This window comes from Streptomyces marincola, assembly GCF_020410765.1.
GTDB classification, from domain to species: domain Bacteria; phylum Actinomycetota; class Actinomycetes; order Streptomycetales; family Streptomycetaceae; genus Streptomyces; species Streptomyces marincola.
Genome location: NZ_CP084541.1, coordinates 2,898,139 through 2,914,554 on the forward strand (window position 1 = coordinate 2,898,139; position 16,416 = coordinate 2,914,554).

The 16,416-nt window shown below is 74.5% G+C and carries 15 protein-coding genes; 12 read left to right on the forward strand and 3 right to left on the reverse strand.

Translation table 11 applies throughout. The annotated features are described in order from the left end of the window. The first annotated feature begins 19 nt into the window (after positions 1 to 19). Positions 20 to 1,138 carry a phosphoserine transaminase gene (gene serC, locus LC193_RS12280; RefSeq protein WP_226074011.1) on the forward strand — a complete coding sequence of 373 codons (1,119 nt, stop codon included), beginning with the start codon at positions 20 to 22 and terminating at the stop codon, positions 1,136 to 1,138. A gap of 78 nt (positions 1,139 to 1,216) precedes the next feature. Here serC and LC193_RS12285 read toward each other — a convergent pair whose 3' ends face one another. Next, positions 1,217 to 2,026 (reverse strand): ABC transporter permease, encoded by an 810-nt coding sequence (locus LC193_RS12285; RefSeq protein ID WP_226078565.1) that lies wholly within the window; start codon positions 2,024 to 2,026, stop codon positions 1,217 to 1,219. A 44-nt stretch (positions 2,027 to 2,070) separates the two neighbouring features. Next, the gene (locus tag LC193_RS12290; RefSeq protein WP_226074012.1) at positions 2,071 to 3,096 is read right to left on the reverse strand and encodes an ATP-binding cassette domain-containing protein; all 1,026 of its coding nucleotides are present in this window, start codon (positions 3,094 to 3,096) and stop codon (positions 2,071 to 2,073) included. A gap of 88 nt (positions 3,097 to 3,184) precedes the next feature. On the opposite strand from LC193_RS12290, the gene LC193_RS12295 reads away from it, so the two are divergent. The 11 genes from LC193_RS12295 to LC193_RS12345 all read left to right on the forward strand — a co-directional run bounded on the left by LC193_RS12295 (position 3,185) and on the right by LC193_RS12345 (position 15,643). After that, positions 3,185 to 3,988, forward strand: coding sequence for a TetR/AcrR family transcriptional regulator (locus LC193_RS12295; RefSeq protein WP_226074013.1), 804 nt, complete (start codon positions 3,185 to 3,187; stop codon positions 3,986 to 3,988). 635 nt (positions 3,989 to 4,623) lie between these two features. Further along, on the forward strand, positions 4,624 to 4,782 hold the full coding sequence (locus LC193_RS12300; RefSeq protein WP_226074014.1) for a hypothetical protein: 159 nt from the start codon (positions 4,624 to 4,626) through the stop codon (positions 4,780 to 4,782). 13 nt (positions 4,783 to 4,795) lie between these two features. Then, positions 4,796 to 6,739: a YcaO-like family protein gene (locus LC193_RS12305; protein ID WP_226074015.1), complete on the forward strand. Its 1,944-nt coding sequence runs from the start codon at positions 4,796 to 4,798 to the stop codon at positions 6,737 to 6,739. A gap of 109 nt (positions 6,740 to 6,848) precedes the next feature. Beyond that, a complete protein-coding gene (locus tag LC193_RS12310) occupies positions 6,849 to 7,955 on the forward strand; it encodes a hypothetical protein (protein ID WP_226074017.1) in 1,107 nt (368 codons plus the stop codon). Beyond that, complete coding sequence (locus LC193_RS12315) at positions 7,952 to 9,193, forward strand: hypothetical protein (protein ID WP_226074018.1); 1,242 nt, start codon at positions 7,952 to 7,954, stop codon at positions 9,191 to 9,193. The genes LC193_RS12310 and LC193_RS12315 overlap by 4 nt, the downstream gene beginning before the upstream one ends. Beyond that, the gene (locus LC193_RS12320; protein WP_226074020.1) at positions 9,190 to 10,206 is read left to right on the forward strand and encodes a TylF/MycF/NovP-related O-methyltransferase; all 1,017 of its coding nucleotides are present in this window, start codon (positions 9,190 to 9,192) and stop codon (positions 10,204 to 10,206) included. Before LC193_RS12315 ends, LC193_RS12320 begins: the two co-directional genes overlap by 4 nt. A 5-nt stretch (positions 10,207 to 10,211) precedes the next feature. After that, positions 10,212 to 11,243, forward strand: coding sequence for a hypothetical protein (locus LC193_RS12325; protein ID WP_226074022.1), 1,032 nt, complete (start codon positions 10,212 to 10,214; stop codon positions 11,241 to 11,243). Between the two features lie 77 nt (positions 11,244 to 11,320). Further along, positions 11,321 to 12,025, forward strand: a complete 705-nt coding sequence (locus LC193_RS12330; RefSeq protein WP_226074024.1) for a methyltransferase domain-containing protein — start codon at positions 11,321 to 11,323, stop codon at positions 12,023 to 12,025. Further along, on the forward strand, positions 12,022 to 13,251 hold the full coding sequence (locus LC193_RS12335; protein ID WP_226074025.1) for an MFS transporter: 1,230 nt from the start codon (positions 12,022 to 12,024) through the stop codon (positions 13,249 to 13,251). The genes LC193_RS12330 and LC193_RS12335 overlap by 4 nt, the downstream gene beginning before the upstream one ends. Beyond that, positions 13,251 to 14,432, forward strand: coding sequence for a serine/threonine-protein kinase (locus LC193_RS12340; RefSeq protein WP_226074026.1), 1,182 nt, complete (start codon positions 13,251 to 13,253; stop codon positions 14,430 to 14,432). The genes LC193_RS12335 and LC193_RS12340 overlap by 1 nt, the downstream gene beginning before the upstream one ends. Continuing rightward, positions 14,426 to 15,643, forward strand: coding sequence for a peptidase M16 family protein (locus LC193_RS12345; RefSeq protein WP_226074027.1), 1,218 nt, complete (start codon positions 14,426 to 14,428; stop codon positions 15,641 to 15,643). Before LC193_RS12340 ends, LC193_RS12345 begins: the two co-directional genes overlap by 7 nt. Before the next feature lie 58 nt (positions 15,644 to 15,701). On the opposite strand, the gene LC193_RS12350 is transcribed toward LC193_RS12345, so the two are convergent. Beyond that, a complete protein-coding gene (locus LC193_RS12350; RefSeq protein ID WP_226074028.1) occupies positions 15,702 to 16,310 on the reverse strand; it encodes a DUF2087 domain-containing protein in 609 nt (202 codons plus the stop codon). Positions 16,311 to 16,416: the final 106 nt, after the last annotated feature.

Sequence of the window (16,416 nt, forward strand, 5' to 3'; positions counted from 1 at the left end):
GAGGGACTACGCTCCGGCCGTGGCCGATATCCAGATTCCCGCTGACATCAAGCCCGCCGACGGCCGGTTCGGCTCTGGCCCCTCCAAGGTGCGCACCGAGGCACTCGACGCACTGGCCGCGACCGGCGGCTCCCTGCTCGGCACGTCCCACCGCCAGGCACCGGTCAAGAACCTGGTGGGCCGGGTCCGCGACGGCGTGCGCTCCCTGCTGTCGCTGCCCGCCGACTACGAGGTGATCCTCGGCAACGGCGGCTCCACCGCGTTCTGGGACGTCGCGACGCACGGCCTCATCGAGGCGAAGTCGCAGCACCTGTCGTTCGGCGAGTTCTCGTCGAAGTTCGCCAAGGCGGCGAGCAAGGCCCCGTGGCTCGACGAGCCGACCATCATCACCTCGACGCCCGGCAGCCTCCCGGCTCCCCGGGCGCAGCGCGGCGCGGACGCCTACGGCCTCACCCACAACGAGACCTCGACCGGCGTCGCCGCCCCCATCCGCCGCGTGCCGGGCGCGGACGAGGGCTCGCTGGTCCTCGTCGACGCCACCTCGGGTGCCGGCGGCCTGCCCGTCGACATCACCGAGACCGATGTCTACTACTTCGCCCCGCAGAAGTCGTTCGCGTCCGACGGCGGGCTGTGGGTCGCGGCGTTCTCCCCGGCCGCCCTGGAGCGCGCGGAGCGGATCGCGGCCTCGGGCCGGCACATCCCGGAGTTCTTCTCGCTGCCGACGGCGATCGACAACTCCCGCAAGAACCAGACCTACAACACCCCGGCGCTCGCCACCCTGTTCCTGCTGGCCGAGCAGCTGGACTGGCTGAACGGGCAGGGCGGCCTCGACTGGGCGGTGCGCCGCACCGCCGACTCCGCCGGCCGGCTCTACGGGTGGGCCGACAAGTCGGCGGTCGCCACGCCGTTCGTCACCGACCCCGCGCAGCGCTCCCAGGTCGTCGGCACCATCGACTTCGCCGACGGCGTGGACGCGGCGGCCATCGCCAAGGTCCTGCGGGCCAACGGCATCGTGGACACCGAGCCCTACCGCAAGCTGGGCCGCAACCAGCTGCGGGTCGCGATGTACCCGGCCGTCGACCCGGCCGACGTCGAGGCACTGACGGCGTGCGTCGACTACGTCATCGAGCGCCTCTGAGCACACGGGACGCGGCACGGTGCGGCGCCCGGCGGAGCACTCCGCCGGGCGCCGCGCCGCGTACGGGCACGGCCGTGGTCACCTGCCGAGCGCCTGGTAGCGGCGGACGGCGAGCGGCAGGAAGATCGCGGTGATCACCAACGGCCAGACCACCGCCATCAGTTGCGCGTTCTCCTCGATCCAGCTGCCGCCGGTGGGCAGCGGGTTGCCGTACAGGTCGCGGATGGCGTTCGCAGTGGCGGAGACCGGGTTCCACATGGCTATGGTGCCCAGCCAGTCCGGCATCATCGACGGCGGCGTGAACACCGAGGAGATCATGCCGAACGGGAACGCGACGGCGAACAGGTTGCCCGCCGCCTCCATGTTCGGCACGAGCAGCCCGAGCCACACGCCGATCCAGATGAGGGCGAACCGCAGCAGGAGCAGCAGCGCGAACGCGTACAGCGTCTCAAGCGGCGAGCCGTCAGAACGCCAGCCTATGGCCAGCGCGATCACGGCCATCACCGCCAGGTCGAGCGCCGCGTGCAGCACGTCGGAGACGCCGCGGCCCGAGACGACGGCCGAGGGCGCCATCGGCATCGAACGGAACCGGTCGGTGACCCCGCGCTCCTTCTCGACGACCACGGCCATCGCGGTGTTCATGAAGCCGAACGCCATCGTCATGGCGAACATGCCCGGCATCGCGTAGTCCTTGTAGTCCATGCCGTCGCCGACGTCCATGGCGCTGCCGAAGACGTACACGAACAGCAGGACCGAGACGATCGGGAAGCCGAGCTGCCAGGCGATCAGCGAAGGCTGCTTCACCAGGTGGACGAGCTCGCGCTTGACGATGGTCCAGCAGTCGACGAACGCCCAGTACACCCGCCGCTCCGGGCCGTCCTGCCCGATGAGGGCGCCGGCCGTCGCGCCGGTCGTCGCTCGGGTGTCCGCACTCACCTGGTGCCCCCCTCTTTCCCGTGTCCTTCGTGTCCCTCGTGTCCCTCGCGGTCCCGGTCGGGCTCCCGCGCGCCGCTCTGCCCGGTCAGCCGCAGGAACACCTCGTCGAGCGTGGGCCTGCGCAGCCCGATGTCCTCGCAGACCACCCCGTTCTCCCTGAGGGTCCCGGCCACGTCGGTCAGGGCGGCGACACCGTCGCTGACCGGCGCGTGCACGCGCAGGCCCTCATGGTCCGTCTCGGGCCGCCGGCCCCCGGCGACACGCGCGACGGCCTCGGCCGCCGCCGGCAGGTCGGCCGCGTCGGACACCACCACCTCGACGCGGTCACCGCCCACGGCCCGCTTGAGCCCGGCCGGGGTGTCCTCGGTGATCTTGCGGCCCTGGTCGATGAGCACGATCCGGTCCGACAGCTTGTCCGCCTCGTCCAGGTAGTGCGTGGTGAGCAGCACGGTCGTGCCCAGCGCCGTCAGCCCGCGCACGGAGTCCCAGACCTCGCTGCGCCCGCGCGGGTCGAGACCGGTCGTCGGCTCGTCGAGGAACAGCACCTCGGGAGCCAGGATCATGCCGGCCGCCAGGTCAAGCCGCCGCCGCATGCCGCCGCTGTACGTCTTGACCTGCTTGTCCGCCGCGTCGAGCAGGCTGAACTCGGCCAGCAGCTCCTCCGTCCTGCGCCGCGCCGTCGCGTGGTCGAGGTGGAAGAGCCGCCCGAACATCCGCAGGTTCTCCCGGGCGGTGAGTATCTCGTCGACCGCCGGGTTCTGCCCGGTCATGCCGATGCGCCGGCGCACCTTGCGCGGCTCGCGCCGCACGTCGTACCCGCCCACCAGCGCGCGACCGCTGTCCGCGCGCAGCAGCGTGGACAGGATGCGGACCGAGGTGGTCTTGCCCGCGCCGTTGGGCCCGAGCAGTCCGTACACCGCGCCGCGCGGCACGGCGAGGTCGAGCCCGTCGAGCGCGGTCTTGTCGCCGTACCGCTTGCGCAGGCCCTCGGCGATGACCGAGTGATCCGATGCGGACGCCATACGTCCCCCCTCCATAACTGGGTACAGTGTACTCACAATGGCGTACAGCGTACCAAGTTTTTCGCCCGGCGCTTAGGATGGGCGCATCATGACGACGCACAGCAGCGGCAGCGGCGACATCGACCGCAGCCTCGAACTGATGTGGCGTCCCGAGGGACGCCCGGCCAGGGGCCCCAAGCCGGGCCTCACCCTGTCCGCCATCGTCGGCGCCGCCGTGGCGCTGGCCGACAGGGAGGGGCTCGCGGCACTCTCGATGCGCAGGGTGGCGGCCGAGCTGGGCGTCGGCACCATGACCCTGTACCGCTACATCCCCGGCAAGAGCGAGCTGCTCGACCTCATGCTGGACCACGTCGTGGCCCCGGTCACGAAGCCGGAGGGCGGCGACTGGCGCGCCGCGCTCGAACGCATCGCCCTCGAAACCTTCGAACTGCACCTCGCCCACCCCTGGCTCCTCCAGGTCAACCAGGCGCGCCCGCTGCTCGGCCCCAACGGCCTGCTCGGCTTCGAGTACTTCCTCGCCGCGCTCGACGGCCTCGGGCTCACCGGCCGGGAGCGCGTCAACGTGATCATGACCGTGGACGCGTACGTCTCCGGCCTGTCCCGGCACTACGTCATGCTGCGCCAGGCGCGGGCCGAGTCCCAGCTGACGGACGAGGAGTTCTGGGGAGCGCAGGGGCCGCTCATAGCGGACGCGCTGAACAGCGGGCGGTACCCGCACGTCATGTCACTCCCCGAAGACGTCTTCGAGGGCACACCCGAGGAGATACTGCGCTTCGGCATCGACCGCGTGCTCGACGGCGTCGCGGCCTTCCTCGCCGCGCTCCCCGCCGACCGCCCCGAGGAGCGGCCGGGCTGGTGCGAGGAGCCCGCCCGGGACAGCGGCTCCGCCTGAGCCCCCACCGCCGGAGCGCGGGTCGCGCGACCCCGCAAGAGCACATATGAGTCTTCGCCCGGCCACGGGAACACCCACCACGGACGACGCGATGCACTTCTCACTTTTTTCCGCGAGGGTCGTTCGACCGACAATACCGGGCGGCCCCCCACGGAAATCGGCTCGCCTTGTCGGTCATTCGACCGACAAGGCGACGACGGGGACCGGCAGACGATTGACGAAATTTCCGATTGCTCAATTCCGCCGCCACCCAGGCCACACGCGAAGCACCGTGGCTTGATATCTGCGCACGGGTCGGCAGTTCGTGGCGGCGTCCACCGAAAATGGCGAACGACACGGAATGAATAAGGCGCACGACCTCGACACACCACGAATGACCTGCGGATCCGGCATGGCCACCGTGTGAGCGCAGGACGGGGAACGCCGCGTCCGCGGCCGGAAAAACCCGGCAGGATACCCACCGGACGGGAATAGCAAACGACGCTCCGCCGCCCTCAACTGGACGGCACGAACGCCCACTTGGCCTCTCGCACACTCATTGACATCCGCGTAATCGCGTCGCTACCTTCAAGTGAAAGCAATTCCCTCCGCCCGAGACAATCGAGTTTTTCGGGCGCCGAACGGGAGGCATCATCATGAATGAAGAACTGACCCCCGACGCCAAGGGCACGACGGACAGCGCGTCCGGTGCCGCCGACAACGCGGAGACCCACACGGCCGGCCGCGTGCCGTTCACCGTGGAAATGATGGAGCTGGACAACAACCCCATCATCCTCCAGGCGAAGTCCTACTGAGGTCCCCGCTCCCATGGCCGGCCCGCACCTGGTGACCCCACTCGCCGCACAGGCGACTGGGCCGCTCGGTACCACGGGCTTCCGGCACCGTCTCGCCCCTTGGGTGGTCACGGCCACCCGAGGGGCGGGCACGTTCGTGCTGGGCCCGCGGCTCTCCCTCGCCCGGATCGCGCCCGGGGCCCACGACCGGGACGAGGTCCCGGTGGCACGGTCGATCGCCCGGTCGATGGGGCTCGACCGGGCCGTGGCCTCCGGGTGGCTCGAACCCGTGGCCCCCACCGCCCCGCCCCCGCCCGAGCCGCCGGATGAACCGCCGGACGAGCCGGTGACGGGCATCCTCGTCCATTCGGACCCCGCGACGGCCCACGCCTGCACCGCCCTCGCCGAACGGCTGACCGCGCAGGGCGCGGGCCGGTGGGTCGCCCTCGCCGCCGGGCAGCCACCGCCCGCGACGGAACGCCCTCCCTTCGTCGTGGTGGCCGCCCACCGCCGCGACGCCGCACGGGACGCCGTGCCGCCGGTGCGGGATGGGCGCGTGCTGCACGTCGGCGAAGCGTTCGAAGGCACCTACATCACCGGCCCCGGGCGCGGCACGGCTCCCGGCTCCGACACCGGGGACGGCTTCGCCGCGCGCTGGGCGTTCGAGACCCGCCTCGCGTCGCTCGGCCTCACCGACCGCCCCGTGCCGCTCCTGTTCCGCATCCGCGAGGACCCGGCCGCCGTGGTCCGCGCGATCATGACCGCCATGGCCCTGCCGCCGAGCGGCGCCGTCCTCGTCGCGACCGGGCGCACCGTGCGCTTCTGCACGCCGGACGCGGTCGGTTCGACCCCCCTGCGCGACGTGCCGCGCACGCAGGCGTGGACGTTCGGAATGGCCCGCGGGTTCGGCGTCGGGCCCGGCTCGGTCCCCGGCAGCTACATCGCCACCTGCCGCACCCCCGCCGGCGGCCAGGACCACCTGGAGGGCAACAGCGGCAAGGGCCCGACGGAAGAGGCCGCGACCACGGGCGCCGTCGGCGAAGCGCTGGAGCGGTACGCGGCCTACGAGGCCAACTGGAGCCTGCCGCCGAGTCGCGGCCCCGCGCGCCGGATCGACCTCGCGGACCTGCACCCGTACGGCGACGCGTGGGAGCGGCGCGTCGCGGCCGGCGCCGCGGCCGGCCCGCCCGTGGCCTTCGTCGACGGCGCCGGCCTCGCCGACGGCGCCGCCGTCGCGGTACCCAGGGCCCTCGTCGCCTTCCCCTACGTGGGGGCGGACCGCCCGACGGACGGGACCACCACCGGCCTGGCGGCCGGCCCCGACCTCGCCGCCGCGTCGCTGCGCGGCCTGCGCGAGGTCCTGGAACGGCACAGCCTGTACGGGTCGTTCGCGCACCTGCGTCCGGGGTACCGGCTCGACCCGGCCGCCTCGCTCGACCGCCTGGGCCTGACCGGCGCGTTCAAGGGAGAGGTGTGGGCCGTCCACTGGCCGCACGAGGGCTACGTCCTGCCGGACGTCCACGCGTTCCACCACGACCCAGAAGAGGGCCTGCTGGTGCGGGCGAGCGGTTCGGGACTCACCTTCGACGAGGCGATGGACAGCGCCCTCGCGGAGCTGTGCCAGGTGCACTTCGAGGGAGTGCGGGCGCGCCGCGCGGGTGCGCCGGCCGGCCCGGCGCACGCGGCGTGGGCGCGAAGGCCCGTCGTGGGCCGGGCCCGCCGCTACCTGGACGCCCTGCCCGCCGCCGCCGCGCCACCGGTGCCGTACACGGACCCGCGCGCGCAGTTCGACCACCTCGTGAGCCGCCTCGCCGACCGCGGCACCGGCCCGGTCGTGGTCCGGCTCCCCCTGCGCGGGCCGGACTGGACCGTGGTCCGCGTGCTGGTCCCGGGGGCGACGACGGCGACAGCTCCCTCCGACAGCCGCGGCGGACGTCGCCTGGCCGACGCCCCATGGACCCATGGCATACCGACCTGAGCCGCCGCCTTCCGCACCGCACCCGAACGCCGGACACATCACGCAGAAAGCCGAACGCCGAACGCCGACAGACCGACTCGCCGCATCCGAACGCCGAAAGGAAGCCGCTGTGAAGACCCTGGACGCCTTCCGCGATCTCGAAGAGGCGCTGGTCGCCGCCGACACCGCCGCCGGTGCCCCAGCACCCGGCTCCGACGCCCGCCGGGCGCACGCCCTGGCCGAAGTGCTCGCGGACGCGCGGGACATCGCGCGGGCCGACCCCGGCCTGCTGCTGGCCGACCTGGTGTCGGACCCGCGCGGCTGGCCGCCCCAGTCGTGGAAGAACTACTTCGGCAACGCCTGCGTCACCGTCATCCGCACCGCGACCCTGCGGGTCGACGTCCTGTACTGGCTCCAGAACGCCTCGACGCTGCACAAGCACGTGTCGTCAGGGGCGTTCCTCGCGCTCAGCGGCCGGCGGCTGCATCTCGAATACGACTTCTCGGCCCTGGACTCACTGAACGCCGGCGTGACGTTCGGGCAGCTCTCGGCCACCGGCAGGAGCATGATGCGCGAGGCCGCCGTCTCGCCGATCCTGCCGACGATGGTGCACGAGCTGTACTGGATCGAGAAGCCGGCGGTGACCGTGTCGGTCCGCTGCGCGCCGGCCCCCGGCTCCGGCCGGAGCGACCCGGACGCGCCGCGGCCGGCGCCGCACCGCCCGCACGAGTTCATCGCGCCGGGCGCCGGGTACCTGCCCGCCGCCTTCCACGACACCTCGAACGTGCAGCGGTGGCTCGACGGACTCGGCATGCTGCGGCGCGCGAACCGCGAGCTGTACCTCGGCGCGCTCGACACGGCCCTGCGCCTGGTGGACTCGATCCACCTCATCCACGTCCTCGACGAACTGTGCGACAACCCCGTCGACGAGGTCTCCGCCCTGCTGGCACGCGCCGACGCGGCGCGGGAGGACGACGAACTGGCGCGCCTGGCCCCTTCGGTGCCCGAGTTCCGCCGCCGCAAGATCTTCTCGCGCGCCTACGCCAAGGGCCCTGACACCCAGCTGCTCGCGGCGCTGCTGTGGGCCGGCGCCGAGGGCGGCGAACTGGCCGCCCTGCTCAAGGCCGAGAAGGTGGCGGACCCGGAGGAGTTCGTGCGCGTCCACGGCGAACGGCTGAGCGCCGTCGACCCCAGGATCGCGCCGTACGCCGAGAGCGCGCGGCGGTCACTGCGATGAACGACGGCTGGGACATCGCGTCGTTCTGGGAGAAGGAGCCGCGCGTCCTCGACGGCCCGCGCCTCGACGAGGAAACGCTGTTCGGCCTCGCCGTCGCGGCGGCGGCCCGGCGCGCCGGGCTGCCCGACCCGCAGGATGTCCGCGTGTTCGCGGACGACGGGACCGTCACCCCGGCCCGGGTGGACGCCTACCTGCCGTCGGCAGGACGCGACGGCAGCTTCGCGCGCTACGCCGAGCGGATGCTCGCCGCGGTCGGCTCCTTCGCCCTGACCATCAATTCGCTCCAGCAGTTCGGCTGGGACTTCTGGCAGACCCTGCGCCGCGCGACCGATCCCGTGCTGGCCGCCGGGGGCTGGTCGGCGGGCGGCGTCGACTGCCACCTCATCGCGTCGGTCTACGGCACCGCCCCGACGCTGGTCCACAAGGACACCGCGGGCGTCTTCACGTACGTCGTGCGCGGCTTCAAACGCTTCTACACCTGGCCCTACGAGGTATTCGCCGGCATCGCGGGCGAGGAGGCGACGCAGCGGCAGGTGAACCTGCCCGCGTCCATCCGCCCCGAGGACCACCTGGACACCGCGACGGTCGTCGAGGGCGGACCCGGCTCCGTTCTGTACTGGCCTTCGGACCGGTGGCACTGCGCGATGTCGGACGGCAGGCTGGCCGTCTCGCTGCACCTCGCGCACTACCAGTGGGACGACCGCCTCGCGCTGCTGCTGCGCCGCGTGCGACGGCTGGCCGCGTCGGAGCTCGGCACCGGCAGGTTCGAGGGCGGGCCGGTGCCCGAGGCCGGCCCCGGCGGCGACCGCTCCACCGACGCGCAGGTCCGCAAGGTCGTGTCCCGGCTCGTCGACGACTCGGCACTCGACCTCGACCTGCGGCTCCGCCGCCTCAAGCGGCGCACCGCCTCGAACTTCGAGGTGATACCCCCGCCGCGGCCGTGTCCCGACCTGTCGGCGACGCCCGGCCCGCTGACCGTGCCGGAGGGGTCGGTGGCGCGGACACTGACCGCCGACGGGGTCACCTACCTCGCGGTCAACGGCCACATCCTGCGGATCACGGGCGGCGCGTGGCTCGACGCGTTCCTGCCCTGGCTCGTCCCCGGCGCCGCGCACAGCCCCGAGGAGTGGGCGAACGCCGCCGCCGCGGCCGGCGGCCCGTCGGGTCCCGAGTGCACGGCGTTCCTGGGCGAACTGGTCAAGCGGGGGGCGCTCACCCCCGGGGAGGCGGACGCGTGAGGCTCAACGACGGCGCGTTCGTCGCGGTCAAGGACGGCCAGCTGATGCTGGGGCACGTCGACCGCCCGTTCGACCTCTGGCGGGCCGACGCCGGCGTGCTCGTCCTCCTCGCGGAGATCGCGCGCGGCACACCGGCCGGGGAACTGCCGGACGCGATGGCCGCCGTGGTGGGCGCGGCCGGCGAGTCGGCCGTGCCCGCCGCCCTGGCGCACCTGCGCCGCGCGCACGTCGTCGCCGACGGCGCCGGCGCGGCGCTGCGCGACGTGAACGCCGAGGTCGCGAAGGTCATCGGCGCGGCGCCCGACCTGCACGCGGACACCGGTTTCATGCGGGCGGCCCGCGCGTGCGAGGGGCTGACCCTCACGTCGGCCGCCGCCCAGTACGCCCTGTGGTCGGCGGTGCGGCACGTGATCGCCGCCGGGGTGCCCGGAGCCCTGGTCGAGTGCGGGGTGTGGCGCGGCGGCAGCATGCTGCTCGCCGCGCTCGCCCTGCTGCGGGACGGCGTGCGCGATCGCGACCTGTTCCTCTTCGACACCTTCGGCTGGAGCTGGGAGCGGACGGGCGAGCACGACGGCTTCATGGAGCCGGGGGGAACGGCGCGGGCCCCGGAGCGCACGCCCGCCGAGGAGGCGCCCGCCGGATCTGCCGCGCCGGGGCCGATGGACGTGGGCGTGTCGGCCGACGAGGTGCACGCGCGGATCACCGCCGCCGGCTACCCGGCGGACCGCGTGCACTGCGTCGCCGGCCTCGTCCAGGACACGCTTCCCGCGCGGGCTCCCGACCGCATCGCCCTGCTGCGGCTGGACACCGACCAGTACGAGTCGACCCTGCACGAACTGCGCGAACTCTACCCGCGCGTGGCCCCTGGCGGGCTCGTCATCATCGACGACTACGGCAAGCTCGCCGGCGCCACCAGGGCCGCGGACGCGTACCTGGCCGGGCTCGACCGCCCGGCCCTGCTCCACCGCATCGACACGCAAGGCCGCATCTTCGTCAAGCCCGATGAGAGGTAGGACCCATGGTTGCTGTCATCGATCACGCCGTGCGCCCGCGGTTCAGCCGTCATGTCTCCTTCGCCCTGGACGACCACGAGGTCAGGATCGAGGACGGCACGTACCGGGCCGCGTTCCCGGCCGGCGGCGTCACGCTGCCCGACCTGGACCGCCTCGCGGCCGGCGTGTCCCCGGACGAGCTGGTCGCCGGCGTCCGCGGCTGGCTCGGGTGCGGCGAGCCGGACGCGATCGCCGTCATCGAGCGCCTGTTCAGCACCGGCCTGCTCGTCGACCCGGAAGCGGCGCGCCTCGACTCCGTTCCCGGCTCCTACGTCGCCTGCCGGCTCGTCGACGCGTTCCGGCGGGAGTTCCCCCGCGTCGTCTCCGGCTCGCCGCTGCTGCGCGACCTGGCCGCCGGGCGCGACCGCGGCCTGGCGCTCGGCTTCCTGCTGGAGACCTACTTCGTGGTCCGGGCCGCGGTCTGGACGACCGACCCCGTTTTCCGGCACCCCATGACCCCGGCCCAGCGCGAGGCCCTGGACGACTTCCGGGCGTCGGAGTCGGGGCACGGCGAACTGCTCCTCGGCGGCTTCTCGGCCGCCGGGTTCGACACCGACGCGCTGCGCCGCAGCCAGGCCGCCGTCGAGACCTTGGCCTACGCGCAGTCCTACGGCGCGTTCGCGTGGCAGGGGGTCGCGGAGTTCGCCGCGTCCCTGGTGCTGCCCGAGGTGCCGGCGCTCGGCGCGGACCCGGCCGCCCCCGGTGTCGACGTGCTCGACCTGATCGAACAGCGACACGGGGTGCCCGGCAGCCTGATCGCCCGGTTCCGGGCCCACGACGCCGAGGACGTCGAGGCCGACCACGGCGGGCTGCCCGGCATCCTGCTGTCGGAGGAACGGGACCTGACGCCCGCGAAGGTGGAACGGCTGTTCGTCGTCCTGCGGCACATGATGGACCTCTACCGCAGCCACCTCGACGCGGTGCACCGGCGCTACGCGCACTGGGACCCGGACGCGGCAGCCGGCCCGGAACTGCCCGACAACGCCCTCCGGTTCTGATCCGGCGAGCACGCCGAGGAAGGCGTTCACCACACGACATGACAGCCACCGGTTTTTACGACGGTCTCATCGGGACCGTGTACGCTTCCGCGATCGCCGACCAACACTTCGGTGAGGACGCGGTGTTCGCCCGGGTCGTCGCCCGCGCCGGCGGTACCGCGCTCGAACTGGGCAGCGGCACCGGGCGCCTGCTGCTGCGCCTGCTCGGCGCGGGGCACTCCGTGCACGGGCTGGAGATCTCCGAGGAGATGACCGCCCGGTGCCGGGCCGCCGCGGCACGCCAGGGGCTCAGCCCCGTGGTGCACCGCGGCAGCTTCGCGCCCCTGGACGGGGCGCTGAGCGGGTACGCGGCGATGTACTGCCCGCTCAACGCGTTCAGCTTCGTCATCGACGACGAACTCGCCCGCGCGTCACTGCGCGGCTACGCCGCCGCGCTCGAAACGGGCGGCACGCTCGCGATCACCGGATCGGCCGGCGACCCGGCCGCGCTGCGCGCCACGGCCGGCTGGGTGCGGCGGCCCGACGTTCCCGTCGACGAGGCCCACGTCGCCAGGGTCGAGGAGCGCCGCACGGCCGAGGCGGCGGGACGGCACCTGCGGGTCGAGCGGATCGTCGAGCTCGTGGACGCCGCAGGGACGGTCCGCGCGCGCCAGGAGGGCACGCAACTGCGCCGGCTGCGGCCGATGTCGGAGCTCGCGGAGCTGTTCGACGAGGCGGGGTTCACCGATCTGCACGCCATCGGCGACGACGCCGACCACGTCATGACGGGCCGGAAGAGATGAGGGCCGCGACGCCACCGGGCGAGGGCCGCGGCCGGACGGCCGCCGCGGTCTTCCTCGTCGCCGTGTTCGTCTCGGCCATGGGCGACGAGATCGCGGCGATCGCCGTCCTGGTCGAGATCGCGGGCAGCGAGCAGTCGCTGCTCGTCGCCGCCCTGCTGATCCTCCAGATCGCCCCGGCCGTCCTCCTCTCCCCCCTGGCCGGCTCGCTGCTCGACCGCCGGGACGCGGCGCGGGTGCTCGCCCTCGCCTCGCTCGTCCAGGCCGTCGTCCTGCTGGCGATGAGCGCGTGGCCGAGCACGCCCGGCCTGATCGCCGGCATGGCGGTCGTGGGGGTGTGCGCGGCGGTCGCCACACCCGCGGTCATCGTGCTCATGCCCCTCCTCGCCGGGGAGGCGTTCCCCGCCCGCGCCAACGGGCTGCTGGAGTCGAGCCGTGCGGCCTCGACCCTGCTCGGTCCTGTCATCGGGGGCGTCCTGGTGGCGGCCGTGGGGATCAGGGTCGCGCTGCTCGTCGACGCCGTGTCGTTCCTGCTGGCCGCGTGCGCCATCGCCCTCGCGCGCGTGCACCGGCCGGTGGAACGGGGCGAAGGCCCCTGGTGGAAGGGCGCGACGGACGGGCTGACGTTCCTGGCCCGCCAGCCGCGGCTGCGCGCGGTGCTGCCCGTGGTCGTGTTCACCGTGTCGGCCAGCTCGATGGTCAACGTCGCCATGGTGTTCTTCGTGCGGGACGCACTGGACGCGGGAAGCGCGCTGCTCGGCCTGCTGACCGCCGCGTGGGGCGCGGGCGCGCTCGCGGGGGCCGCCCTGGCCACCCGCAGGGAATGGGAAACGCCGGAACGCGCCGTCCTGTTCGGCGCGGCGGGCATGGGCCTGGCGATCCTGCTGTTCGGCGCGGTCGCCGTGGCCGGCGTCACGCTCGTGATGGCGTTCGCGGCCGGCGTGGCCAACGCCTACCAGAACATCGCGATGCGCACCTCCGTCCAAGTGCGAACGCCGAAGGAGCTGCTGGGCCGGGCCCACGCCGCGGCGGGCTCCGTGGTGAACACCTTCTTCCTCGTCGGGTACGCCATCGGGGGCGTGTTCGCCGCGAGCGACGCCAGGGCCACGTTCCTCGTGGCCGGTGCGGTGACGGTGGTCGCCGCCTGCGCCGGGCTCGCCATGGGGGACGTCCGCCTCCGCCCGGCGGCGACGCGGGACCGCGTCGGCAGCGAAAGCGCGGGCGGCTGATGCCGGCGGCCGTTCGCCTGGGGAACGCGCGGGCCTCGGTCCGCGTGGTTCCCGACAGCCCCTACAGCGTGGTCTGCGTGGCCGTGGACCGCGGGTACCTCGACGACCCCCCGGCCTGCACCGGCCTCGCCCACCTGTTCGAGCACGTGTGGTTCGCCCGCGACCCGGATCTCGGCACGCTCGCCTGGGGCGAGACGCGCGAGAACGCGGTGCTGCTCCACCACGCCTGCCCGCCGGAGGAGGTGGCCGCAGTGGTGGACGCCGTCGCCCGCCGGCTCGACGACGGCGACCGCAGGGCGACGGCACCGCACATCGCCGCCGCCCGGGCCCTGATCGGTCTGGAGCGGCGCGGCCTGCGCGAGGACCGCCTGCGCGGATTCCCCCGGCTCGACATCGCCCGTGCGCTGCGCGGCGACCGGACGTTCGACCCCGTCGCCGTCACGGCCGCCGGGCTCGACCCGCCCGCGGTGGCCGACGCGATCCGCCGGTTCCCCGCCGGCCGGGCCCACGCCCTGGCCGTGGTGGGCCCCACCGCCTCGCCGACCGCCGACGACCTCGCCCGCCTGCTCGCCGGAGCGGTGCCCGGCGCGGTGCCCGGCGGGGACCGCGCCACGGGCCCGCCGGCCCTCCTGCCGCGGGAACGGCGGGCCCCGGAGGAACCGCGGGACGCGGGGGGCGGCGACGCCGGGGCGTGCGCGAGGGCCTGGGTCCTGCCCAGCGGCCCCGAGGTCGCGGCGGCGGCCTGGCTCGGCGGCAGCCTGCTCGAACGGCGTTCCTGGCCCGCCCCGCTGCGCTGGGCCTCCGGCCGCGTCGTCTCGCCGCGCGGTGTGGCGCCGGTGCGCGGCGGGCAGCTGTACGCGGTCGCGGCGGGAACGGCACCGGCCGGCACCGCCGCACGCCGTCCCAACCTGGTGGACGACGTCCTGCTGCCCGCGCTGCACGGGCCGTCGGACGACCTGCGCCTGGCCCGGGAGGCCGTGGCGGCGACACGCTTCGACACCGCGGAACTCGCCGCCATCGACGCACTCGACCTGCTGGCGCCCGGCCGCGCCGGCCGGCACGACGACGTGCTCGACGCGGTGCGCCGGGCCGACGCGGGCACCCTGCGCGCGTTCGGTGAACTCCTCGCGTCGAGTCCGTCCGCGGCGTTCCGCGCCCGTCCGGGGACGGCGTCGTGGTGAGCCGGCCGGTCGAGCCGTCCGCCGCCCGCGACGGCACCGTGTGCGGCGTCCAGCGGTACGACGCGATCCGCAGCCTGCGGTGCTTCGGCACGGCCGGGCCGCGGCCACGCATGCGGGTGGAGGTCACGGGCGCGTTCCCCGGCCGCGCCGGTGACGGCATCGTGCGCGACGCCCTGGTGATTCCGCGCGTTCTCGACTTCTGGGCGGGACGCGGCTCACCGCGCGTGCTGGCGGACCACGGCACGCCGCGGGGGGTGGAGGTGACGCCTCCCGCCATCGATCCGCCGGCCGTATGGCGGGACGCCGCTGTCCTGCACGCCGCGGTGCGGGAGGCGCTCGTCCACACCGTCAGGGACGACGGCGCGGACCGCGCCCTGGTCCGCGCCGTCGCCGCGCGCACGCGGACGTCCCACGACATCGCGGCCCTGGCGACCCGGGCCTTCCGGGCTGCCGAGCCGACCCCGGACGAGCCCACCCGGCTGCGCTCCGACCGGCTCGCCGCGCGTGTACTCGACGACGCGCGCCGCCTGTTGGACAACGCGCCGGTCCACGCCCCCCGAATCGCCGCCGGGGTGGCCATCACCGCGGGTCGGCCCCAGGGCCCGGGCCGGGCGGGCGGCGCCATGCCGGGCGACCTGGCGATCCGCCTCCCGCGCGGCCTGGCACCCCGCGCGTGGACGGAGGTCGAGTCACCGCGCGCCGAACTCGCCCACGTCCAGATCCGCCGCCCGATCCCCAGGATCGGCACCGTGCGGGCCCTCGCGGCGGTCCTCGTCGCGAACCAGGCCGCCTTCGGCCCCTACAGCTCGGCCGTCGACGGCGTCGTCCGCGTGCGGGAGGCGTTGACATACCTCTGGGACTGCGTGATCGACCTCGGGCACGGGGAGTTCGTCATGCTGGCGGCACCCGACGCGGCGGACGCCGACCGGCTGATCGCCCTGGTGCGCGGGGCGCACGAGGAGGTCGGGACGGCGCACGCGCTCGCCACGGCCCGGCGCATCGCGCGCACCGCGCTGCTGCGCCGCACCGGGCCGCCCGACCAGGGGCTCGCCCTCCAGTCAGAGGCTCAGCAGTCCTGCCTGCCGGCGGAGTTCGTCGCCTCGCTGCTCGCCGCGCTGCGGGATGTGACCGCGCGGGAGGTCGACGCGGCCCTGCCCGCGGTCCTCGCCGAGCCGCTGTCCGTGACGCTGGTGGTCCCCTCGGCCCGCTGAGGCCACCGGGACCCGTGTCCGCGCCGGGCGCCCTCGCCGCCCGGCGCGGGCCGGGCGGTCAGCGCCCGGTGGTCGCCGCGTCGCCGCCCGCCGGGGGCCGGCGGCGGTACCCGGCGGCGCCCGACCGGTCCACCAGGCCCTGGTCGGCGAGCAGCCGGCGCAGGCCGGCGACATCGTCGCCCGCCTGCCCGAGGATCTCGTTGACCTCGGTCTCGGTCAGCGACCTGTCCTCGGGCAGCAGCTCGGCCAGGGCGCGGGCCATCGCGCCGAGGTCGTCCGGGTTCTTGGGCAGAGCGGAGACGCGCCCGTGGGTCAGGTAGCGGCGCAGCGGGGACCCGGGTGGGACGACCTGGCACAGCGCGGTGAACTCGGCCACCGCGGCGGCGAGTTCGCCGAGACGTGCGGTGTCGGCCGTCAGCTCCCCGCCGTGCCGGTCGAGCAGGCCGGCCTCGGTGAGGCGCACGACCTCCTTGGACACCGTCCGCACATCGAGGCCGAGCCGCCCCGCGACGTCGGACAGCCCGGCCGGGCCGGAGGCCGCGTTCAGTTCGGTGACGGTGTGCAGCAGGGCGAGCCGCCGGCCGTTGGACAGCGCGAGCAGCGCGTCGGCCGCGTCGCTGAGAGCGGCGGACCCCGGGCGCCTGGGCGAACGAGCGGTGACGGACATGGAGTTACCCTAACGCCGCACCGCGCGCGACGGCATGGGGCGCGTACCGGCCCGCGGTCCGGCCCCGCCGGGCCGTCCGCACCCGCCGCCGACCGCCCCGCGGCCG

What these genes read in the sequence shown, in the direction of transcription:
- LC193_RS12300 (WP_226074014.1), top strand. Translation starts at nt 4,624, where the DNA reads ATGAATGAAGAACTGACCCCCGACGCCAAGGGCACGACGGACAGCGCG.
- LC193_RS12335 (WP_226074025.1), top strand. Translation starts at nt 12,022, where the DNA reads ATGAGGGCCGCGACGCCACCGGGCGAGGGCCGCGGCCGGACGGCCGCC.
- LC193_RS12315 (WP_226074018.1), top strand. Translation starts at nt 7,952, where the DNA reads ATGAACGACGGCTGGGACATCGCGTCGTTCTGGGAGAAGGAGCCGCGC.
- LC193_RS12305 (WP_226074015.1), top strand. Translation starts at nt 4,796, where the DNA reads ATGGCCGGCCCGCACCTGGTGACCCCACTCGCCGCACAGGCGACTGGG.
- LC193_RS12350 (WP_226074028.1), bottom strand. Translation starts at nt 16,310, where the DNA reads ATGTCCGTCACCGCTCGTTCGCCCAGGCGCCCGGGGTCCGCCGCTCTC.
- LC193_RS12340 (WP_226074026.1), top strand. Translation starts at nt 13,251, where the DNA reads ATGCCGGCGGCCGTTCGCCTGGGGAACGCGCGGGCCTCGGTCCGCGTG.
- LC193_RS12325 (WP_226074022.1), top strand. Translation starts at nt 10,212, where the DNA reads ATGGTTGCTGTCATCGATCACGCCGTGCGCCCGCGGTTCAGCCGTCAT.
- LC193_RS12290 (WP_226074012.1), bottom strand. Translation starts at nt 3,096, where the DNA reads ATGGCGTCCGCATCGGATCACTCGGTCATCGCCGAGGGCCTGCGCAAG.
- LC193_RS12295 (WP_226074013.1), top strand. Translation starts at nt 3,185, where the DNA reads ATGACGACGCACAGCAGCGGCAGCGGCGACATCGACCGCAGCCTCGAA.